The organism is Fundidesulfovibrio terrae, from assembly GCF_022808915.1.
In the GTDB taxonomy this organism is placed as follows: domain Bacteria; phylum Desulfobacterota; class Desulfovibrionia; order Desulfovibrionales; family Desulfovibrionaceae; genus Fundidesulfovibrio; species Fundidesulfovibrio terrae.
On record NZ_JAKZFS010000001.1, the window covers coordinates 1 to 20,031 of the forward strand.

A 20,031-nucleotide genomic window follows, 5' to 3' on the forward strand; every position below is an offset into this window, starting at 1 on the left:
CCGTGTCGCTTGGCCACCTGCGCTACCGGATCACGATCGGCTTCCCGCAGGATGTTCACCATCTGCTCTTCTGAAAAACGTGTCTTCCGCATGGCTCCCTCTTCGTCGTCGGGAGCCACCCTCTCAAGTTTCAGCTGGTCCGAAAAATACCGAGCAGGTCACCCCTTTCTCGCGTGCAGCAGATACAAGCCCAGTGTTCTTCCGAGGTATATCCCCACAGAGGAGGATTTCTGGCAAGCCTACAACCAGGCCCATGGTCAGGACCAATTGATGCTACTGACTTTCTTGCACACAGCTGCCAGAAAGTCTGATGTTGTTAGGCTCAAATGGGAAGACATCGACTTCAAGGCCAATACCATCCGGCTATCAAAAGCTTAAAATGGAACTCCTGAGTTGGTGGGAGACGAGACCACACAAATCAAGTTTCTTTGTATTGACAGTGGTAGGCGACCACAGGTTTGAGAATCAGTATGAAGGTCAACCGTACACCAACAGACAGCACTTCATGAAGAAGCTCTGTGAAAAAGCTGGTGTCAAACCTTTTGGCTTCCATGCCATAAGACATCTGACGGCAAGCACCCTCTACAGGGCTGGAAGGCCACAGGCTGAAATTCAGGCAATCCTCAGGCACTCAAGCCCTACCACCACCAACAGGTATTTACACAGTCTAGGGATGGAGAACGTGAGAACTGGGCTTGATGAGGTTATGAGTAGTCGTGGCCCTGGCAGGGTGATTGAGTTTAAGCCCAGGGTTGCCCATGAGTAGCCAACCTATACCCAACTTATACCCAGGGATAACAAAAAAGGAGTCTACTTTCGTAACCTCCTGATTTTGCTGGCGTCCCCAAGGGGATTTGAACCCCTGTTATCGGCGTGAAAGGGTAGCCTCTACCCCACCCCATTCAAGTATTTCGGGATGTTACCCTTGCACCACCATGCAAGAATTGCATGGCGAATCACCAGGAGGTGTACACGCGGGGGAACACAAAAAAGAGAGCCGAACCGAGGGCAAGTCGGTCCGGCCCGATGGAAAAAGAAAACAAGAACGAGGCGAAAATACCCATGCCTCGCAGGCCAGTCAACCGAAGCGTTTCAATCCTTGGCAGCAATTCATTGGAGCCATGATCCCCAACGCGTTGATGCGCTATCCAGGGCTTAGCGACTTGGCTAAGCTCGTCTGGGGACGCTTGGCGCAATACGCTGGCCAGAATGGAGCCTGTTACCCGACACAGGCTACCTTGGCCATTGAGTTGGCCACGAACGAACGCCAAATCCGCCGCGCCCTTGGAGAGCTTGTTCAAGAACAATTTCTGGAAATGGTAACCCGAGGCCGGGCGGGCACTCGGTATTATTTCTTGTGGCATCCATGCTTTGACCAAGCTCAGCCGCTTCCGAAGGGCCCAACCCGGACCACTCAGTTCGTCCAGAGGGTTGAGGACATCGCTAAAAACAATCCGGACATGTTTGATCGAAATCCGGACAAATTGTCCGCACAAGAGAATCAGGAAGAGAACCAGAAATATCACACCCACCACAGGAGGTTAACTCATAATCCAAGTGGTGAAGTGACTGAATTTTCAAGCTTGGATGTTGAAGCGTATATTGCTCTCCGGACGCGTCACCGGGTTTCGCAAGGAGAGAACGGAACGCTTCCGAAGCTGTTGGTGCCGGGCGCTTATGCTGACAATCTTCGCGGCAAGTATCACATGGGGTCATTACGAACAGGTGATTACGAGTACCTTAAGGGTTGGGCGCGAGAACAAGAGGAAAAAATTTACGCCAAACAAAAGCAGGCCGACTTTGAAGCTTATCGAAAAAGCCCAGAAGGCCAGGCGCTGGCTCTCAAAGCTGCCAAACAAGCAGAAACCATGGCGGTCGAGGGCATCAAACAGAAGTTTCTGGCTTGGCGAGCAACAAAAAACCAAGAGTGGAGCTGGGAAGACTTGGCTCGGGAAGCCGAGGAATGGGCTCCCGTTGTCCATGCTCCACACTGGCACGAGATTCGTTTCAAATGGCATATACCGACTAACCCCAGCAGAATTAGGGCTGCTCTTCGAGAGCTGATTGCTGAGGAAGTTGATCGTTCGCAGCGTGCCAGCTGAGGTTAAATCGCGTGAATATGTTGGCACAACTCCGAGTTTAGCCATGGTGAACAGCCATTGGCTCTCGGCGAGGAAGAAATGTGGCCCTGTCCAATTCGCATCTGATTAGCTAGTAATTTCATGGGGACATGAGTCCCAGCGAGAGGATAAGCGTAATCCACGCGCTTCATTGTTGCCCCCTCCCAAGTGCGGGCGATCAAAACTACGGCAGACACTCGAATGAGCTATTTCATCACCCTTAACTGGATTTCATTGACAAGTTTTAACCTATATTTTAAACGGTGTTTAAATTAAAAATTTAAACGAGAACCCCGTGGACCACAACGACACAAAGACCCGCATCATTGAGGCCGCCATCGAAGTCTTTTTGGACAAAAGTTTCGCCGCAGCCACAATCCGAGACATCTGCGCTAAAGCCGAAGCGAACGTCGCCGCCGTGAACTACCACTTTGGCTCCAAGGATTCGTTATATGCTGCTGCGCTCGAGCTCATCATGGCATCCTGCCAAAAGAGCTACCCCATGGCCGAGGGTCTCGCCGAAGCCCCTTCCCCTGAGGAGCGTTTACGTCGATTTATCCGCAACTTGCTTCGGCTAATCTTCCCGCAAGACCCTGAATACGCTCGCCGTAGCGAGCTCATTTGGCTGGAATTTGGAAACCCGAGTCCCGCTCTAGCGCTTCTGATGGAACGTTTCATTCGCCCGATCAAAGACACCATGGAGTCTATCGTAAGGGAGTTCATCGGCCCGGTGGATTCGGAAACCCTCCAGCTGTGCGTCGTGTCCATCGTTGGACAGCAGCTCTTTCATGCTCAGAACAAAGCTTTTATCAGCCAGATATATCCAGATAAAACCTACCTCCCCCGAGACGTTGATCACTTGGCCGAGCATATTTACCATTTCTCCCTGGCTGGCCTCAAAGCACTGTCTGAGCGCCAAAACAACGTGGATTGATTCTTGTTTTGACTATTTTTACAGTATGGTACCAGCGCATTAGTTGTTCTTGCATAGTTCTAACCGCACGAGCAGTTCCTTCCCGCTTTTGAATCTCTCTTGATGTGAACGCTGCAAAGCGTCTCTCGCGTTTTTCTCCTCCGGTTATAAACTGGTTTTCCGCGTGGCTTGGGCAAGGTCATTTTACAGCCTTGCCCGCATTAATTTTCTCCAATTAATTCGCATGTTTATAACAAGCATGATTTATTCGGACAGGGCAATTGCCCTCCGTTTCACGCGGTGACCCATTTTTCAGAAATACACTTGACAGGCTTAAAACCAGGATTTAAACAATGTTTAAATTAATGTTCAAAACGAGGTTTTCCATGAGCTCGAATGACACAAAAAGCCGCATCGTCGAGGCCGCCATCGAAGTCTTCCTGGAAAAAGGCTCCCATTCAGCCACGATCCGGGACATCTGCGCCAGGGCCGCGGCAAATGTGTCAGCCGTGAACTACCACTTCGGCTCCAAGGGAGCTTTACGCACGGCCGCGCTCGAACGCATCATGGCGTCATGCCGTGAGAGCTACCCCATGGCCGAAGGCATCGCTGAGGCCTCATCTCCTGAAGAACGGTTGCGCCGTTTCATCCGGAACCTGATCCGACTCGTCATACCGGAAGATCCTGAACACGCCCGCCGAAGCAAGCTTGTCTGGCAAGAATTTGACAACCCGAGTCCGGCCTTTCAGCCAATTGTGGAACGGTTCATGCGCCCGTTCAAGGAACTGCTGGATGAACTCATTCTTGAAATCGTCGGTCTGGCCGATCCGGAAACCTTACGTCTGTGCGTCAGCTCCATTGCTGGACAGTGCTACTTCAACGCCCAGAACAAAACGCTCATCACACAACTCTTCCCTGATAATAACAAGTTGCGGCACGACGTGGAGCGGCTGGCCGATCACATCTACCAGTTCTCAATAGCCGGGCTTGAAGCTTTGCGCGACCAAAGTCGACTCAAAATTTCTCAATAAGTGGAGATACGGACATGAAGTATATCATCGGTCATATGCATGGGCTCATCGGGCACATGGTGTCCATCGCATTTTTTCTTGCCTGCCTGTCGTCACTGCTCGCGTGTGGTTGCCAGAGCGCGCAGCCTGCCGAGCAAGTCCGTCCTTTGGTAAAAACAATGCGGGTCAGCATGGACGTGAGTGCGGGACAACGCACGTACACGGCAGTAGTCGTGGCTCGCCACGAGGTTCAGGAATCCTTCCGAGTAGGGGGGCGTATCGAGAAGCGCCTGGTGGATGTGGGCGACCATGTCCGTGAAGGCCAAGTCCTGGCGATCCTGGACGAGAAAGACCTTCGTTACGCGATGGAAAGCGCCCAGGCCGAACTCAGGGCCGCCAACTCCAATAGGGAGCAGGCTGCTACTGACGAACGCCGCTATTCCAAGTTGCTTTCCGGTCAGGTGGTGAGCCAGTCCGAATACGATCTCAAGCATTTGTCGGCTGACGAAGCAAGAGGGCGCCAGGAAAGGGCGGACCGATCCCTCAAACTGGCCGTAAGCAAGCTCGGCTATGCAAAACTGCTTTCCAGTACCGACGGTGTGGTCACCAAGGTGAGCGCGGAGGCTGGCCAAGTCGTGGCAGAGGGCCAATCAATCGTCACTCTGGCTCGGAAAGGCGCTTTGGAAGTCCTGGCCGACATACCAGAAAGACGTCTTCAGGACATCAAGGAGACGAAGGCAGAAGTCTCGCTCTGGTCGAACCCTGACGTTCGTTACCAGGCCGTGTTGCGGGAAACAGCCCCTGCCGCCGACCCTGCCACAAGGACGTTTGCCGTTCGGTATTCGCTGCCGGACGCGGACGCCTCCGTACGCCTGGGCATGTCGGCGACACTCCATCTTATCGAAACCTCGGGCACCCCGGCAGCGCGCATTCCGGCAAGCGCCCTCTTCAACCAGGGGCAGGGCCCGGGCGTATGGATCGTGAATCCCCAGAATGGGCGACTGACGTTGTCTCCGGTCACAGTGGACCATTTCTCCGAGCGGGACGCCTTCGTGCGTGGCCAACTGGCTGACGGTGACATCATCGTCGCCTCCGGAGTCCAGAAGCTCGACGGGAATACACTCGTCCGGCTTGCTGACGCCTCACAGGAGAACGACCAATGAAGGGCCTCAACCTGTCCGAATGGGCTGTCACGCACCGTCCTCTCACCGTGTTTCTGATCCTCCTGGTCTCCCTGGCGGGCGCTTGGTCCTATATGCATTTGGGAAGGGCCGAGGACCCCGAGTTCACTGTGAAGAGCATGATCATCAGGGCGCAGTGGCCGGGAGCCACAGCGGATGAGATGCAGCGCCTAGTGGCGGACCCAATCGAAAAGAAACTCCAGGAAGTCCCCTACTTCGACAAGGTGAAAACCTACTCCAGGCCTGGCGACGTGGTCTTGCAGCTGTACCTCGTTGATTCCACTCCTCCGTCAGAGGTGAAGGAGTGCTGGTATCAGGCCCGCAAACGCGTGGGAGATATCAGGGCCACTCTGCCTTCCGGCGTACTCGGTCCCTTTTTCAACGACGAGTTCGGCGATGTGGACTCGGTGCTCTATGTCCTGACCGGCCAGGACTTCACCATGCGCGAGCTGAAAGACGAGGCCGAAATCATACGGCAGGCGTTGCTCAAGGTCCCCACCGTGACCAAGGTGCGTTTTTACGGCGACCAGACCGAATGCATTTTCGTGGAGCTCAACCATACGAAACTGGCCACACTCGGGCTCTCGGCCCAGGCGGTCCTCACCTCCATCGCCAAGCAGAACGAGGTGACCCCGGCCGGAGACCTGGAGACGGCTTCCGACAGAGTCTATCTGCGTGTGAGCGGCGCTCTCAAAGGGACCGATGCGCTGGCCGAAGTGCCTGTCGAGGGCAACGGCAAGGTGTTCCGCCTCGGGGACATCGCCACGATCCGGCGTGGCCCCCAGGATCCTCCCGCGTTTGTTGTTCGCCATGAAGACAAGCCCGGCATCGCCTTGGGCGTGGTCATGGCCAAGGGCGGCAATATCCTGGAACTAGGGCATACTCTGGATGCGGCCATGGAGCGGATCAAGAAGAATCTGCCCCTGGGGTTCGAGATCAGCCGGGTGGCCGACCAGCCGGAAGTGGTGGACGAATCCGTTTTTGAATTCATCCGGTCGTTTGTCGAAGCGCTCATCATCGTGCTGGCAGTGAGTTTTCTTTCCCTCGGCTGGCGCACGGGAATCGTCGTGGCCCTGGCCGTTCCTCTGGTGCTGGCCATGGTCATAGTGATCATGAGCGCGCTCGGCATGAGCCTTGAGCGGATATCCCTCGGCGCGCTCATCATCGCCCTGGGACTTTTGGTCGACGATGCCATCATTTCAGTGGAAATGATGGTGGTGAAAATGGAGCAAGGGTACGACCGGGTCAAGGCCGCCACTTTTGCCTGGACCGCAACGGCCTTCCCCATGCTCACCGGCACACTGGTCACGGCCGCAGGCTTTCTGCCCGTCGGATTCGCCAAATCCGCCGCAGGCGAATACGCGGGCGGTATCTTTTGGGTGGTGGCCATCGCCCTGATAACATCCTGGTTCGTGGCTGTGGTTTTCACCCCCTACCTTGGCCTCAAGCTGCTTCCGGATTTTCATGGCGCAGGGCACCACAATCCGGAGGCCATCTACGAGACGCCGATCTATCGCCGACTTCGCGGCATGGTCACCTGGTGCCTTGAAAACCGCAAATCCGTTGTCACCACAACCGTTCTGCTTTTTGTCCTAGCGATCTTCGGGTTCCAGCACGTATCACGTCAGTTTTTTCCTTCATCCGCACGGCCGGAGCTTCTGGTCGAAGTTCGCTTGCCTGCTGGTTCCGCCTTCAAAACCACGGCCCAGGCCGTGAAAACGATTGAGGCTTTTTGCAAATCTGACAAGGAAGTCAAGACATACACAAGCTATATTGGTTCGGGAGCGCCCCGATGGTTCTTGCCAATGGCCCCGGAACTGCCCAACACGAGCTATGGCGTCGTTGTTTTGAACACGGCCGACGCCGCTGCCCGCGATCGCGTGAAGGCACGCATTGAGTCCTTTGCCGACCAAGGTGGAGTTCCCCAGGCCCGAGTACGCGTGACAACGCTGTTTCTGGGGCCACCCGTCGGTTATCCCGTACAGTTTCGCGTCATCGGCCCCGACCCTTTGAAAGTGCGGGAAATAGCTCAAAATGTCCGTTCTGTCGTTCGTGCGAACAGCAAGACCTACGATGTCAATCTAGATTGGAATGAGCAGGCCAGGGCAATCAGTCTGGTGGTGGACCAGGACCGGGCCAGAGTTATCGGGCTCACCCCCCAGGATATCGCTGAAGCCCTTCAGGGGTTGCTTTCAGGCGTGACGGTCACGCAGGTCCGCGATGGCATCGAGCTGGTCAACGTCGTGGCGCGGGCCGTTCCGGAAGAACGGTTGAGTCCGGAGCTCCTGGCAGACTTGACGATCAGCTCCCGAAACGGCCAACCCATCCCCCTCTCCCAGGTGGCCAAGATCCAGTACACTTATGAGGAGCCCATTCTGTGGCGGCAAAGCCGGGACTTGACCATCACCGTTCGGGCGGAAGTCATTAAAGGGGTTCAGGCGCCTGATGTAACCATTGAAATCCTGCCCAAGCTCAAATCCATCGAGAATGCGCTCCCGCCGGACTACCGGATCGAAATCGGCGGAGCGCAGGAAGAAAGCAACAAGGCCAACCATTCCATCGTCATCCTCCTGCCGATCGCATTCGGGGTCATGCTGCTTCTGCTGATGTTCCAGTTGCAAAGCTTCCCGAGCCTGTTCCTGGTGTTGGCGACAGCCCCTTTGGGCCTGATCGGAGCGGTCGGCACGCTGTTGCTCTTTCAACAGCCTTTTGGGTTCGTCGCCATGCTCGGCGTCCTTTCCCTCGCAGGGATGATCATGCGCAACAGCGTCATCCTGGTGGACCAGATTGCCCTGGATCGGCAGGAAGGAATACCGGATTGGGAAGCTGTGATCGGGGCCACCATCCGGCGGACACGTCCCGTCGTGCTCACCGCCCTAGCGGCGATCCTGGCCATGATCCCGTTGTCGCGCAACGTTTTCTGGGGGCCAATGGCCGTAGCCATCATGGGGGGGCTCCTTGTGGCTACAATTCTGACATTACTGTTTACACCCGCTCTATACACAATGATTTTCAAGATTGAAAAACCTGAAAAGAAAGAGGCGTTATAGTTATGATATTCAAGGAACTGCCCAGCTTTGAGACGCTTTTGGAAAGCTCCGAACGCTATCCAGAGATGGATATCAAGGCATGTGTGGCTTGGATACACACTGTGCACGCAGGTGCAATTCTACAACGTCGCATTGAGCGCGAACTGAACAAGGAAGGGCTATCCTACGGTCGCTTCATCATACTGGTCCTCCTTGCCAGCGAGAACAATGGACTTCCTGTCTGTAAACTGGCCGCTATGTCCTGCGTGACATCGCCTACGATGTCTTCAGTCATAACGGCTATGGAACGGGACGGCCTTATAAGACGAGATTCTGAACCTACAGACAAGCGCATAGTTCGTGTCAATCTGACGCCCGAGGGCCGCGAAACAATAAACAAAATAGCGCCTATCTTTTTCAAGAACCAGTCGGCTGCTATGTCTGGCCTTGATGACCAAGAACTCCGTTCGCTGGTTCTGCTGCTTTCAAATGTTAATTTAGAAGTCTAACCGCGAACCGAGGAACCTAGTCCACTGACAATATTGCATAACATGCAGGATGGATGAGCACTTGAATCGGCGGCCAACCGATCCATCCTGGTGCGCCGCCGAAGAGGATTTATCGATGACTGAGAACTTTATCTCAGATATTCGTGAGGCACTAGAAATGCAAACTGCTTCAATAAATGAGTTGTGCGAGCGCATCAGGGAACTTAGGCAGATTGAAATTTGCGCGCTATATCTTAATACCCACGAAGAGCAACACCATAAACTACAAACAAAAACATCTCATGGTGTATCCACAGAAGCTTCAATATACCCAGACAAGCCAATTGCAACCCGACGTTCCAGATGAGGCACAACAGTGGCTTTCTGTTCTAGGGACGCTGCGTTCAGGGAGGACTGGCAACCTTTCTGCACGAAGGATACGCACCTCCTTGCTAAATCTGGTGTTTCGCATTTTGGGTGGCTTGTTGACCAGACGGACACCCGGCGACGCGCCGTTTGACGGAAGTCGGAGGCGACCTCTCCAGCTAAAGGGGGCTTAACCGTATGGAAAACGTAATCTCTCAGTTCGTAGCCGCCATACAAGCGTCAACCAACATGGCGACCAACACCCTGGACTCAAACCATCGGACTACAAATCTCTTGCACGATGCTGACCAGCTTTTCAGGTTGTGCACGGCTAGCTTCTGGGCCAGCCTAGAGATGGAAGAGCGGCGGGAGGTACGGGGGACGCTATGTCTTTGCTCGCCTGACTCGACGTTGTTAGCGAAAGCCTTCACCAGTCCCGTGCCGGTTACCGTGCCAAATCTCGTGGCGCTGCTTACAGCCTCCCCGCGAACCCCATTAGCCGTGCATGTCGGCTTGGAGGGCTCAGCCATATGGGGTGTGCTGGATTCCGAGCCCGACGGCTTGCTGCGGCTGCGCATTGCAGGCAACGGAACACTTTTGGTTTCGCGTTCGCGCAGGGTGCTGGCGCTATTGCACAAAGGCAAGGTATCCATTCCTGTTGCGGCAGACGAGGCTTCCCTGTCACACCTGATAGCCCAAGCCCTAGGCAAAGATAACTTTCAGGAATCACGCCCCAATGTTCCTGCCAAACTCATCCGCGTCGGCACCACCATGATTCGCCATGGCCACGGGGGCACCCTTGTGCTTGTGCCGCCGGATGATCAGTCGTGGAAGCGATCGGTGCGTTTCCGGTTCAGTTTCGATGAAGACAGCGCCAAGCTCTTGCAGGCCAGCGTCCATGACTTCGAGGTCGGCACTTCTGAAGCCTTACGAAACTATGACGACTTGGTCGCGGGACGGGAGAGCGCCTCGATCATCGCCCTGCGCGAGCAGTATGAGGCGTTGAACTTTCTGCGCACCTTTAACCAGTCGCTCTTGCGTCGCGTCGGGGACTTGAGCCTCATTGACGGGGCCGTGGTTATGGACCTTGATCTGTGCTTGCTCGGGTTTGGGGCCAAACTGCTTTTTGGACCAGAGGACTTCTTGGTGACCACGCTGAATGCGGTCACTGGCGAAGCGCGCGAGCAAGTTTCCCTAGAGGAGCTAGGCGGCACGCGACACCAGTCAGCTGCGCGCTTCGTCTATGGGAACCGTTCCACGGAAGTGTTTGTTGTTTCGCAGGACGGTCGACTGTCTCTGTTTTCCTGGTCAGAGCGCATGCATTGCGTAGCCGTTGTCCAGAAACTCGAACACTTTATCTGGGAATACAGAACATCCTAGCTGATGATCATGTGTGCAAGTTTCAGTAGGGCCTTCTTCAATGCTCCTCTTTCGTCAGTGCCACCCCCTCTCGCGCATTCGCTCACTTCGACATACAAATGCTGCTGATCACTTGAATAGCCCACGGCAGAGACTGGCGTTTCCGTTGCCCACCCCCGATACGCACGGCCAAGAGACAAGACCCGCGAGACGGTAACATGCTGAAGACTTGTCCGTGACCAATGCACGCCTTCGCGCCCGTGCCTCGTCAAAGCACGAGCCCCTGGCACTCGCCCTGCTACCTGGCCACGGCCAACAGCACGCATCATTCAGACTTTCGCGGTCCTTCCGGCGAGAGGGGAGAAGCGGGCCTTACGAAGAGTGAAAGGCCCGCGCTTCTCCCCCCTTCCGCCGGAAGGATGCTTGGGGAAGGCTACGAGGCAGAAAGAAGCGGACACGAAGCATGGAGGGAAATACATGAAGAGCCTGATTTTCGCCGTTGTGACCATCATCAGCTTAACCGGAATGTCCGTTGTTATTGGCGAGCTTGGCCTGAACAGCCTGAAGAGCCAGGTTGCTGGCCACCAGCAAAAGGCGCACGCCAGGCAATCAGCGGAAATGCAGACGCTCTTGGCCATGCTTTAGACAATAACTCTCGCCGAGATTGGAGGGGGGGACAGCTGTGGAAGGCCATCGTGCTGAGCGTGGCGCTGAGGAAGACTTTACTTAGCTTTTGGCCTTTCCCCACTACCCTTCCGGCATAGGAGGGAGGCGTTGGGCCTTACACGTCCCTAAAGGCCACCGCATCCCCACGGCCGGAAGGGCCGCGAAATTTCAAGTGTTCGGACTGTTGACCGTGTACGAGTTGCAGGACCAGTGACAGGGCTTCCCCTGGCGCGGGCCTGCAACGGCCAAGCCTTCAGCCCGCCACCACCTGGCGGTTCTTGCTCTTCCCAACGGTAAGCTGCCGTAAAGTGACGAATCGTTCCGTCTGGACTGCAGCGCACCAGGGGCACCACATTTTTTCGTCATATCCCAGGCTTCGGCTTGATTGGAGGGGGCCGGGGTAGCCACACTCGCATTTGAGCTTGCTGCTCATCCTGGCCCAGGTTCCGGCCAAATTCGGGGCGTATCCCAGGTGGGCCAGCATATCCGCCGCTAAGGCGTCTACTTGGCCGGACGTGGGCACGTAGGCAGGGAGCCGCATGAACCATTCCGGGCCAGCCGGGAGCCGCCGAACATCGTCCACGACATGCAGCTTTGCCGCCGCTTTGGCCTCCGGCCCCATGAGCAGCCCCACAAGCTCCACTCCAAGCCTGTGATGCAGTATGATCCGATGCGCCAGACTCATGCCGTACTTGCTGGCGAATTGGTCAAGGAACTCGTGAACCTCCGTGAAAGGCTTTCCAAGCTCCTTGATGCAATGCTGCTCATGGTCGACAAGGTGCATTACTCTTTCCTTTTCTTGCCAGGGATGACATACACCTCAGTCTAGAATATAAAAAGGTTATCTTTTTCTTCTGCATCAGATATGTCGTTATAATAGCCATTGTAATACCTAGAAGTAAGACTAGGGAAAACTTTTGTCTTGAAAATCTCTCGCAGGTTATCAAAGCCTTGTTCGTAGCCTTCGACAAGAATCATTGTTCCTTGGTCTAGCTTCTTCAACTGTTCTATCAATTCACAGACTTTCATAATGTTTCAAGAAAATCTCTTTACCTGTTTGGAAATCAAATGTGACAAGCTCTTTCTTGCCGTCAGGATATTCTTTGATAACCTCATGCTCTCCAAGGTCATCATTTCCGTAATAAATCTGGCGGCCAGCATCCAAGATTTTTTGAGCATCAAGCGTCCAAGGCTCAAAACGCATTCCTTCCACAATATCCATAAACATTTGCATCAATGCGTTTGAAATGCGTTCAAGTTCATTGTCCGCACCTTCGCCCCAAAAGCTCTTGATCGGGAGCCAGAAGGGCCGTTGATCCTGGCGGATCGAGCCGGGGGAATCGTCCACGATGAACACCCGGCCAAGCGGCCCAACTAGGCGCAAATCCTTGGCTTCCTGCTCACCGGAGGGGCATGGCGGGTTGAAGATCGGGACTCGCGCCAGCCACGCCGGGGCGTGGCCCTGGCGCACGATCCGGCGCAGGGATGCCCGCGCCCGGCGCGGGAAGACGTTGGTATACAAAACAATGCGAAATTGCCGCCTCGCCATGGATAGAAACGACCAAAGCCCAGGCCTGGCAGTGCAATCCATGGGAAGCGCGTTTGAAATCAACGTACCTTCCAGATCGAGAGCAAGCGTTATTCTCATAATACCCTCACACAGCCGCCTCGAGCCCATCAGAACAACAAAATGACCTCATCATATGTGAGCACGGTATCACATGCACTGTTAACGATAAACTAACAACACTCGCTACTCGTCAGACAGAACTTTGATAATGACTTATTAGTTTAGTATGCCGCTTAATTCCCCCACGTCAAGGTGAACTCATTTGGCATCAACAGGCTTAAATTTTTGAATAATTTTTCCGCATTTGACGTCATAGCACCCTTAGGGCCACTAACTTTCTTTTCGCCAACCCTACCTTTTGACGTCATAGCACCTCCCTCACAACGACATGCCTGTAACAGAAACGCCTCCATGAGACACACTCACAAAATGTATCAAAAATATTTATTACATAAATTCAGTCTGTTATGGATTTGCTGTCTGACCGAAACTCCGGGGCATTTTTCAATTTTTCGCACTTTTTCCGAGTGACTTTCCCTGTCGCCCTCCCTCGAATTGTCGGAATTCTGAAGCACACATCGCTTGCGATGTGTAAGTGCGCTGTCTGCCTTTTTGGGCCTTCAGATTTCCTGCTGACACGGTGCTCCTTTTCGTCTGCGGTGAAGAGTTCACCGGGGAGTATTGCTGAATTTTTCCACTTTTTCCCGTGATGTTGACAGGTTTCGGCATGCAGACGATAGGCTCAAAAAAATTCGGCCCGGTGCTGCGAACACCAGGCCGAGATTCGAGCTTGGCCATTGCGGGGCCGCGCTCTGTTGCTAAATGCAATAGCCCTCCCCGTTTATCTGGTCAAGCTGAACCGAAAAGGTTGAGCATGGCCGACGATTCATTTCTATCTGACATTACATTCGAAAAGCTCAAACGCGAGCTTGGCGATCCTTTGTCCGCCGAGCAGGTTGCCACGCTCGTTGGAGTTGACGCCAGGACGATCAAAAAATACTGGCGTCGATGGGGTGGGGTTGAAATCGTTCTCCCCGGCCCCGGTAGCAAGCGGACGCTCAGGTTCTTTTCCAAGATCATCAGGAGTTTGATTTATGCCGACACTCGACAAGAGTCGGGGGAACCGCTGGCGTGCTCGCGTGAAAATTGCCGGGAAGGTAGTGGAAACGAAACTGTTCGGAAAAGGCCCTGCCAAGGGCAAGGAGTGGATGACAGCCCGCCAGTGGGAGATGGACCGGAAGCAAGAACTGCTCAACCCATCGGCTCAGACCTCCGTGCTCGAGCTGAAGCCCTTGGATTGGGCTGTCTCTTACCTTGAGGACGTGAAGCGGCGGTGTGTAGATAAAACCTTCGTCGAGAAGCGGGACGCCATGGCACGCTTCCTGGAGTTCATCAAGGACGCCACCATGGCCAAGATAACCCCTGCCATGGCTCAAGCCTATCTCGGAGCACAACACGACGCCAGAAGCGGCAATGCGGCCAACAAGGATCGCAAGAACCTCATGGCAGCCTGGGAGTGGGGCCGCGACTTCCTCCGGGATCGCGGCTTTCCTGACAGGCGCAACCCTTTTGAAGCTGTTAAGCGCTTTCCCGAGGATCGCAGGGATCGCTACATCCCACCGGAAGCCGACTTCTGGAAGGCGTTAAAGGAATCCAGGGGGCAGGATCGCGCAATGCTGCTGGCTTTTCTGCATCTGGCGGCACGTCGGGGGGAGCTGTTCCGCCTCAAGTGGACGGATGTGGATTTCATCCACTGCCGCGTGCGCCTGGCCACCCGCAAGACCAAAGACGGATCATGGCGCTACGACTGGCTTCCGATGACGAGGGAGTTGGCCCAGGCTTTAAAAACATGGAAGACCGAAACCCCCTATCCCAACGCGGAGAACGTCTTCACCCAGCTCGACGACACCCCGTCGCCGAATCACCGGCCCGGGGAGCCCTTCCAGTACAGGCAGCACTTCATGAAGAGGTTATGCAAAAGAGCCGGCGTGCAGCCATTCGGTTTTCACGCCATCCGGCACCTTTCGGCCATCGTCCTCTACAAGGCTCACTATCCTGTGAGCTTCGTTCAAAAGGTCCTCCGTCACCAGCACCCACTGGTGACGGAAAGATACCTCCGGGCGTTCGGGCTCAGCCTTGACGAGCTGCGGGAGGGTCTGGAAGTATTCGACGGCAGAGGCGCGGCGATGTTTGGCACCGCCAAAACGGAAAACCCCGGAGGGATCAGCTCCGGGGTTCCGGTGTACACGGAGGGTGTACACTCAACCATTAACTAGGCCACTTTGGAGAGTAACCTATGGAATTAGCTTGGCGTCCCCAAGGGGATTTGAACCCCTGTTATCGGCGTGAAAGGCCGGTGTCCTGGACCAGGCTAGACGATGGGGACACAATGCGTAAAAAGTTGGCTGGGGGACTAGGATTCGAACCTAGGTTGATGGAGTCAGAGTCCATAGTCCTGCCGCTAGACGATCCCCCAGCACGCGGAAGGGAGCTATTAGGCAATCCCGGGCCGCTTGTCAACAGACTTGCCGGATTTTTTTCTTTGGCCTAGGCAGGCCCCATGTGGATCCGCATCCTGGCGGCCCTCCTGGCCGCGCTCCTCGCCGCATCCTGCGCCTCGCACGCCCCTCGGGGCCCCGGGGGCACCCAACGCCCCTACACCATCAAGGGCAAGACCTACCGCCCCCTTCCGAGCGGCGAGGGCTACCGCGAGGAGGGCCTTGCCTCCTGGTACGAGCCCGGCTGGTTCTCCGGCAAGACCACTGCCAACGGCGAGCGCCTGCGCTCGGGCGAGTTGACCTGCGCCCACAAGGTGCTGCCCATGAACACCATGCTGCGCGTCACCAACCTGGAAAACGGCCGGGAGGTGACCGTGCGGGTCAACGACCGGGGCCCCTTCGTGGCCGGGCGCTGCGTGGACCTCACCCCGGCCGGGGCCAGGGAACTCGGCTTCTACGGCAAGGGATCGGCGCGGGTGTGCCTAGCCACCGAGGGCGACGTCCCGGGCATGCGCGGCGGGCAGCTGCCGGGGCCGTTCTATGTGCAGGTGGGGGCGTTCGCGGTGCGCGAGAACGCGGACAGGCTCTCGCAGCGCATGTTGAGGAAGGGCTACGCCCGGACCAGGGTGCAGGAGGGCTCCCAGACGGGCCAGGTTCTCTGGCGCGTGCAGGCCGGGACATTCGCCTCCATGGACGAGGCCCATGCGGAACAGGAGCGGCTTTCCGTGGAATTTCCCGACGCCTTCGTACTGGCCCAGTAGAACGCGAAAATCCAGGCCGGAGCCCCGAAGGGTCCGGCCTGGGGAAATCCGTCCGCCGAGAGCTAGAGGACTTCGTCCGGGTTGAGCTCAGCCCGGAACTTGCGCGACAGGCGGAACACCACCACCTTGCGCGGGGGCAGGACGATGGAATCGCTGGTCTGGGGGTTGCGTCCCTTGCGGGCGCGCTTATCGTATGCGTCGAACTTCCCGAAGCCCGAGACGAGCAGCGAGTTGTCCTTCTTGATGGCCTGCTTCATGATATCCAGCAGGTTGTCCACCAGGACCTTGACCTCGGCCCGGTTTTTCTCGGTTTTCTCGTAGATGTAGTCGACGATGTCAGCTTTCGTGAGAGTCTTCCCGCTCATGGCGACCTCCGGGGGCGTCGTGATATTAGCGGATGGAGCCTGATATGGCCTGGGCCGTCTGGTTCATTTCCTCGGGGCCGGAATAGCTCTTCTGGGGCCACAGGGTGAGCCCGTCCCCCTCGAAGCGGGGGATGAGGTGCCAGTGGGCATGGAACACCAGCTGCCCTGCGGCGGATCCGTTGTTCATGCCCAGGTTCATTCCCTGGGCTCCCAGGCCCACCTTGAGGGCCAGCCCCACTTTCTGGATGGCGTCCTGGAACTCGGCCGCGAGCCCGGCCGGAAGTTCCCAGACGTTTTCCAGGTGCACCTTGGGGATGACCAGGGTATGGCCCTTGTTGATGGGGGCGATGTCCAGGAAGGCCAGCACCGTTTCGGTCTCGAAGACCTTGGCGCAGGGTATCTCCCCCCGGACGATTTTACAGAAGATGCAGTCGTGTTGACTCATGATGACCTCATGCGTGCCACGCGCGACGACGCGGCTATAACCATTTGGTAGCGCGGGAGAATTTTTTTTGCAAGAGGGAAGTGAAAAAGTTTCCGCACGTTTGGCGTTCCGGCGGTTTCCCCATCCGGCCCCGAGGCGCGCCAAGCCGCGTATTCTGCCGGTTTTCACTCCGCGCGCCGGGTGCGCGGGGACGTGCATTTTCTGCGCGCAGGAGCACCAGACCGGCCGGACCGGGGCGGCCCGGTCCGGCCTCGAGGCGTCCTATGCGGAAATGCTGCGCGATCTTGGAGCGATACGGCCAGGCCAGCCCGTGGAGCTGGCTTTCTACGGCGGCACCTTCACCGCCCTGCCCGAGGCGTGGCGCGCACGCTTTCTCCAGGCCGCCGCGGACTTCCGCTCCCGGGGGCTGGTCAGCGCCGTGCGCTGCTCCACCCGCCCGGACGCCTGCGACCCCGTCCTGCTGGCGCGCCTCAAGGGCATGGGCCTGGACACCGTGGAACTCGGCGTGCAATCCTTCGACGGCGCGGTGCTGCACCTGGCCAGGCGCGGCCATACGGGTGAAGACGCCCTCAAGGCATGCGAGGCTGCGCGCGGCGCGGGGCTCGGCCTCGCGATCCAACTGCTGCCGGGCCTGCCTGGACACACGCCGGAGATGTTCGAACGCGACATCGCGCTCTGCGTCCAGGCCGCCCCGGACATGGCGCGCCTGCACCCCTGCCTGGTGCTGGCCGGAACGGGGCTGGAGGCGCTCTGGCGGCGCGGCGAGTTCACGCCCTGGTCCCTGGACGCCACTGTGGACGCCCTGTCCCCGGCGGTGCTTGCGCTGTGGCGCTCGGGCATCGCCGTGACCCGCATCGGCTTGGCCCCGGAGCCGTCCCTGGACGAGGCCGTGCTGGCCGGCCCGCGCCATCCGGCCCTGGGCACCATGGTGCGGGCCGGGGCGCTCCTTGCGGACATTCGGCAGGGCCTCGCGGGGCGCAGGGCTGTTTCGCTGGCCGCGCCGCAGCGCCTGAGCGGAGAATTCTGGGGGCACGCGCGTTCTCTCGCGGGGGATTACGCTGCCCTGGGCCTGGATTCGGATGCTGTCCGCTTCGAGGACCGCGACGACTTCTTACTGGAAGTGCTCCATGACGAATGACGAAACGTATACGCTACGCGTACGCCGGGCGGCGATCATGTTTCCGGGCCGGGAAATCGTCGAGGACGCGGCCGTCGTGGTGCACGATGGCCTCGTCGTCCAGGCCGGGGCCTGGAGCGACCTTAAGGCGTCCTGCCCGGCCGACGTGCGAGACCTGGGTGAAACCACCCTGCTGCCCGGGCTCGTGAACGCCCACGGCCACCTGGAACTCTCCCATCTGGGGCTGCCCCCTGCTCGCATGGGCGGCTACCTGGACTGGGTGCGCTGGCTGGTGGCCCAGCCCCTGGGGGGCACCAACCCCGAGGCCGTCGCCCGGGCGGCCATGCAGCTTCTCGAGTGCGGCACGGCCGCCGTGGCCGACATCGCAACGCGGCTCCCCCGGCTGGTGGCCCAGGGCCTGGACGAGGCCGGGATCGACTACGCCATCTTCTTCGAGCGTTTCGGCTACCAGGGCGACGCCCCCCTGCCGGACATCGATTCCGAGCGCCTGGCGCTGGCCGGGCACGCCCTCTACTCCACCAGCCCCGAATCCCTGCGGGCGGCCAAGGCCTGGGACACCGCGCGGGGCAAGCCCTTCTCCATCCATCTGGCCGAGCACGAAGGGGAAACCGAGCTTCTGGCCGCGGGCACCGGGGCGTTCGCCGATTTCATGCGGGAGCGAATCCTGCCGAAGGATTTCATTGCGCCGGGGCTCTCCCCCGTGGCCTGGGCCGACGCCCTGGGCCTCCTGGACAGCCGCACCCTGGCCGTGCATGCCGTGCATGTGTCGAAATCTGATATCGAAATACTGAAAGGACGCGGGGCGACCGTGTGCCTGTGCCCCCGCTCCAACGAAATCATCGGCGTGGGCCGGGCCCCGGCCCGGGCGCTTCTGGACGCGGGCGTGCCCTGCTGCCTGGGCACGGATTCCCTGGCCTCCGCGCCCGACCTGAACCTCTTCGAGGAGCTTTCCGCCCTGCTTGCGTTCTGCCCGCTTTCCCCGCACGAAGCCTTGTCCCTGCTGGGGCCGGTTCCGGCGCGGGCGCTGGGCTTTCACCGCCTGGGCAGGCTGGCTCCCGGCTCCCCGGCGCGCTTCGCCGTGCTCCCGACGGACCTGGAAGCCGCACTGTTCGATTGACGCCGCGTTGGAAGGTATGGAAAATATCCGGCGCGAACCAACCGGCCACCACCCATCCCAAGGAGCCATATGACCTGGCCACACAAGGACCTTCTTGACGTGACCCAGCTCTCCCGGGCCGATGCCACGGAGATTCTCCGGGCGGCCAAGTCCTTCCAGGAGATCAATTCCCGTCCCGTGAAGAAGGTGCCCATCTTGAAGGGCAAGTCCGTCATCCTCTTTTTCGCCGAGCCGTCCACGCGCACCAAGACCAGCTTCGACGTGGCGGGCAAGCGCCTCTCGGCGGACACCTTCTCCCTGGCCAAGAGCGGAAGCTCCCTGACCAAGGGCGAATCCCTCAAGGATACGGTGCTCACCCTCCAGGCCATGAAGCCCGACGCCATCGTCATGCGCCACAACATGAGCGGCGCGGCCAAGTTCATCGCCGAGCGCCTGGAGTGCGCCGTGATCAACGCGGGCGACGGCTGGCACGCCCACCCCACCCAGGCATTGCTGGACGCCTTCACCCTCACCGAACGCTGGGGCGGCGTGGAAGGCAAGACCGTGCTCATCCTTGGCGACATCGCCCACAGCCGGGTGGCCCGCTCCAACGTGCACCTCTTGCGCCTGCTCGGCGCGTCCGTGCGCCTGTGCGCCCCCAAGACCCTGCTGCCCCATGCCGTGTCCAGCTGGGGCGTGCCGGTCTCTTCCGACCTGGACGAGGCCGTGCGCGGCGTGGACGCGGTCATGTGCCTGCGCCTGCAGCTGGAGCGCCAGCAGGCCGGGCTTCTGCCTGACGTGCGCGAATACTCCCGCCGCTTCTGCATGACCCTGCCCCGCCTGGCCAAGGCCGCCAAGGGGGCCGTGGTGCTGCACCCCGGCCCCATCAACCGGGGCTGGGAGATCGCCTCGGACCTGGCCGACGCCAGCGAAAGCCTTATCCTGGATCAGGTGGCCTCGGGCGTGGACGTGCGCATGGCGCTCCTGCACCTCTATCTCACCCGCAAGGAACGCAAGGAGTAGCCC

General features: G+C 58.1%; 18 protein-coding genes and 2 tRNA genes. 14 read left to right on the forward strand and 6 right to left on the reverse strand.

What is annotated here, in order from left to right; translation table 11 throughout:
• The first annotated feature begins 310 nt into the window (after positions 1–310).
• The 9 genes from ML540_RS00005 to ML540_RS00045 all read left to right on the forward strand — a co-directional run bounded on the left by ML540_RS00005 (position 311) and on the right by ML540_RS00045 (position 11,111).
• Positions 311–766: a tyrosine-type recombinase/integrase gene (locus ML540_RS00005; RefSeq protein ID WP_279343184.1), complete on the forward strand. Its 456-nt coding sequence runs from the start codon at positions 311–313 to the stop codon at positions 764–766.
• A gap of 169 nt (positions 767–935) precedes the next feature.
• The gene (locus ML540_RS00010; protein WP_243357573.1) at positions 936–2,102 is read left to right on the forward strand and encodes a helix-turn-helix domain-containing protein; all 1,167 of its coding nucleotides are present in this window, start codon (positions 936–938) and stop codon (positions 2,100–2,102) included.
• A gap of 313 nt (positions 2,103–2,415) precedes the next feature.
• The gene (locus ML540_RS00015; protein WP_243357574.1) at positions 2,416–3,054 is read left to right on the forward strand and encodes a TetR/AcrR family transcriptional regulator; all 639 of its coding nucleotides are present in this window, start codon (positions 2,416–2,418) and stop codon (positions 3,052–3,054) included.
• 365 nt (positions 3,055–3,419) lie between these two features.
• Complete coding sequence (locus tag ML540_RS00020; protein WP_243357576.1) at positions 3,420–4,064, forward strand: TetR/AcrR family transcriptional regulator; 645 nt, start codon at positions 3,420–3,422, stop codon at positions 4,062–4,064.
• A 14-nt stretch (positions 4,065–4,078) separates the two neighbouring features.
• Positions 4,079–5,206 carry an efflux RND transporter periplasmic adaptor subunit gene (locus ML540_RS00025; RefSeq protein ID WP_243357578.1) on the forward strand — a complete coding sequence of 376 codons (1,128 nt, stop codon included), beginning with the start codon at positions 4,079–4,081 and terminating at the stop codon, positions 5,204–5,206.
• A complete protein-coding gene (locus tag ML540_RS00030; protein ID WP_243357580.1) occupies positions 5,203–8,274 on the forward strand; it encodes an efflux RND transporter permease subunit in 3,072 nt (1,023 codons plus the stop codon). The genes ML540_RS00025 and ML540_RS00030 overlap by 4 nt, the downstream gene beginning before the upstream one ends.
• Positions 8,275–8,276: 2 nt before the next feature.
• Positions 8,277–8,762 carry a MarR family winged helix-turn-helix transcriptional regulator gene (locus tag ML540_RS00035; protein WP_243357582.1) on the forward strand — a complete coding sequence of 162 codons (486 nt, stop codon included), beginning with the start codon at positions 8,277–8,279 and terminating at the stop codon, positions 8,760–8,762.
• Between the two features lie 543 nt (positions 8,763–9,305).
• Positions 9,306–10,487, forward strand: a complete 1,182-nt coding sequence (locus tag ML540_RS00040; protein WP_243357584.1) for a putative sensor domain DACNV-containing protein — start codon at positions 9,306–9,308, stop codon at positions 10,485–10,487.
• A 456-nt stretch (positions 10,488–10,943) separates the two neighbouring features.
• Positions 10,944–11,111 carry a hypothetical protein gene (locus ML540_RS00045; protein ID WP_243357586.1) on the forward strand — a complete coding sequence of 56 codons (168 nt, stop codon included), beginning with the start codon at positions 10,944–10,946 and terminating at the stop codon, positions 11,109–11,111.
• Between the two features lie 274 nt (positions 11,112–11,385).
• Here the strand turns inward: ML540_RS00045 and ML540_RS00050 are convergent, their stop codons facing one another.
• Positions 11,386–11,916 (reverse strand): hypothetical protein, encoded by a 531-nt coding sequence (locus ML540_RS00050; RefSeq protein WP_243357588.1) that lies wholly within the window; start codon positions 11,914–11,916, stop codon positions 11,386–11,388.
• Positions 11,917–12,147: 231 nt separating this feature from the next.
• A complete protein-coding gene (locus ML540_RS00055) occupies positions 12,148–12,780 on the reverse strand; it encodes an NIF family HAD-type phosphatase (RefSeq protein ID WP_243357590.1) in 633 nt (210 codons plus the stop codon).
• A gap of 1,016 nt (positions 12,781–13,796) precedes the next feature.
• Between ML540_RS00055 and ML540_RS00060 the strand changes: the two genes are divergently transcribed.
• Positions 13,797–14,978, forward strand: a complete 1,182-nt coding sequence (locus ML540_RS00060; protein WP_243357592.1) for a tyrosine-type recombinase/integrase — start codon at positions 13,797–13,799, stop codon at positions 14,976–14,978.
• A gap of 32 nt (positions 14,979–15,010) precedes the next feature.
• Here the strand turns inward: ML540_RS00060 and ML540_RS00065 are convergent.
• Both ML540_RS00065 and ML540_RS00070 read right to left on the reverse strand, forming a co-directional pair.
• Positions 15,011–15,088: transfer RNA gene (locus tag ML540_RS00065), tRNA-Glu, on the reverse strand.
• 16 nt (positions 15,089–15,104) lie between these two features.
• A tRNA-Gln gene (locus ML540_RS00070) sits at positions 15,105–15,178 on the reverse strand.
• 84 nt (positions 15,179–15,262) lie between these two features.
• On the opposite strand from ML540_RS00070, the gene ML540_RS00075 reads away from it, so the two are divergent.
• Positions 15,263–15,961 carry an SPOR domain-containing protein gene (locus ML540_RS00075; RefSeq protein ID WP_243357594.1) on the forward strand — a complete coding sequence of 233 codons (699 nt, stop codon included), beginning with the start codon at positions 15,263–15,265 and terminating at the stop codon, positions 15,959–15,961.
• A 62-nt stretch (positions 15,962–16,023) separates the two neighbouring features.
• Here the strand turns inward: ML540_RS00075 and ML540_RS00080 are convergent, their stop codons facing one another.
• Both ML540_RS00080 and ML540_RS00085 read right to left on the reverse strand, forming a co-directional pair.
• Positions 16,024–16,326, reverse strand: a complete 303-nt coding sequence (locus ML540_RS00080) for an integration host factor subunit alpha (RefSeq protein WP_243357596.1) — start codon at positions 16,324–16,326, stop codon at positions 16,024–16,026.
• Between the two features lie 25 nt (positions 16,327–16,351).
• Positions 16,352–16,771, reverse strand: coding sequence for an HIT family protein (locus ML540_RS00085; protein ID WP_243357598.1), 420 nt, complete (start codon positions 16,769–16,771; stop codon positions 16,352–16,354).
• A gap of 100 nt (positions 16,772–16,871) precedes the next feature.
• Between ML540_RS00085 and ML540_RS00090 the strand changes: the two genes are divergently transcribed.
• The 3 genes from ML540_RS00090 to ML540_RS00100 all read left to right on the forward strand — a co-directional run bounded on the left by ML540_RS00090 (position 16,872) and on the right by ML540_RS00100 (position 20,028).
• The gene (locus tag ML540_RS00090; RefSeq protein ID WP_243357600.1) at positions 16,872–17,909 is read left to right on the forward strand and encodes an elongator complex protein 3; all 1,038 of its coding nucleotides are present in this window, start codon (positions 16,872–16,874) and stop codon (positions 17,907–17,909) included.
• Entirely contained in the window at positions 17,899–19,026 is a 1,128-nt protein-coding gene (locus ML540_RS00095; protein WP_243357602.1) for an amidohydrolase family protein, read from the forward strand. The genes ML540_RS00090 and ML540_RS00095 overlap by 11 nt, the downstream gene beginning before the upstream one ends.
• Positions 19,027–19,095: 69 nt before the next feature.
• Complete coding sequence (locus ML540_RS00100) at positions 19,096–20,028, forward strand: aspartate carbamoyltransferase catalytic subunit (protein WP_243357605.1); 933 nt, start codon at positions 19,096–19,098, stop codon at positions 20,026–20,028.
• The last annotated feature ends 3 nt before the right edge of the window (positions 20,029–20,031 follow it).

What these genes read in the sequence shown, in the direction of transcription:
- ML540_RS00005 (WP_279343184.1), top strand. Translation starts at nt 311, where the DNA reads ATGTTGTTAGGCTCAAATGGGAAGACATCGACTTCAAGGCCAATACCA.
- ML540_RS00010 (WP_243357573.1), top strand. Translation starts at nt 936, where the DNA reads ATGCAAGAATTGCATGGCGAATCACCAGGAGGTGTACACGCGGGGGAA.
- ML540_RS00020 (WP_243357576.1), top strand. Translation starts at nt 3,420, where the DNA reads ATGAGCTCGAATGACACAAAAAGCCGCATCGTCGAGGCCGCCATCGAA.
- ML540_RS00025 (WP_243357578.1), top strand. Translation starts at nt 4,079, where the DNA reads ATGAAGTATATCATCGGTCATATGCATGGGCTCATCGGGCACATGGTG.
- ML540_RS00030 (WP_243357580.1), top strand. Translation starts at nt 5,203, where the DNA reads ATGAAGGGCCTCAACCTGTCCGAATGGGCTGTCACGCACCGTCCTCTC.
- ML540_RS00035 (WP_243357582.1), top strand. Translation starts at nt 8,277, where the DNA reads ATGATATTCAAGGAACTGCCCAGCTTTGAGACGCTTTTGGAAAGCTCC.
- ML540_RS00040 (WP_243357584.1), top strand. Translation starts at nt 9,306, where the DNA reads ATGGAAAACGTAATCTCTCAGTTCGTAGCCGCCATACAAGCGTCAACC.
- ML540_RS00045 (WP_243357586.1), top strand. Translation starts at nt 10,944, where the DNA reads ATGAAGAGCCTGATTTTCGCCGTTGTGACCATCATCAGCTTAACCGGA.
- ML540_RS00050 (WP_243357588.1), bottom strand. Translation starts at nt 11,916, where the DNA reads ATGCACCTTGTCGACCATGAGCAGCATTGCATCAAGGAGCTTGGAAAG.
- ML540_RS00055 (WP_243357590.1), bottom strand. Translation starts at nt 12,780, where the DNA reads ATGAGAATAACGCTTGCTCTCGATCTGGAAGGTACGTTGATTTCAAAC.
- ML540_RS00060 (WP_243357592.1), top strand. Translation starts at nt 13,797, where the DNA reads ATGCCGACACTCGACAAGAGTCGGGGGAACCGCTGGCGTGCTCGCGTG.
- ML540_RS00075 (WP_243357594.1), top strand. Translation starts at nt 15,263, where the DNA reads ATGTGGATCCGCATCCTGGCGGCCCTCCTGGCCGCGCTCCTCGCCGCA.
- ML540_RS00080 (WP_243357596.1), bottom strand. Translation starts at nt 16,326, where the DNA reads ATGAGCGGGAAGACTCTCACGAAAGCTGACATCGTCGACTACATCTAC.
- ML540_RS00085 (WP_243357598.1), bottom strand. Translation starts at nt 16,771, where the DNA reads ATGAGTCAACACGACTGCATCTTCTGTAAAATCGTCCGGGGGGAGATA.
- ML540_RS00095 (WP_243357602.1), top strand. Translation starts at nt 17,899, where the DNA reads ATGACGAATGACGAAACGTATACGCTACGCGTACGCCGGGCGGCGATC.
- ML540_RS00100 (WP_243357605.1), top strand. Translation starts at nt 19,096, where the DNA reads ATGACCTGGCCACACAAGGACCTTCTTGACGTGACCCAGCTCTCCCGG.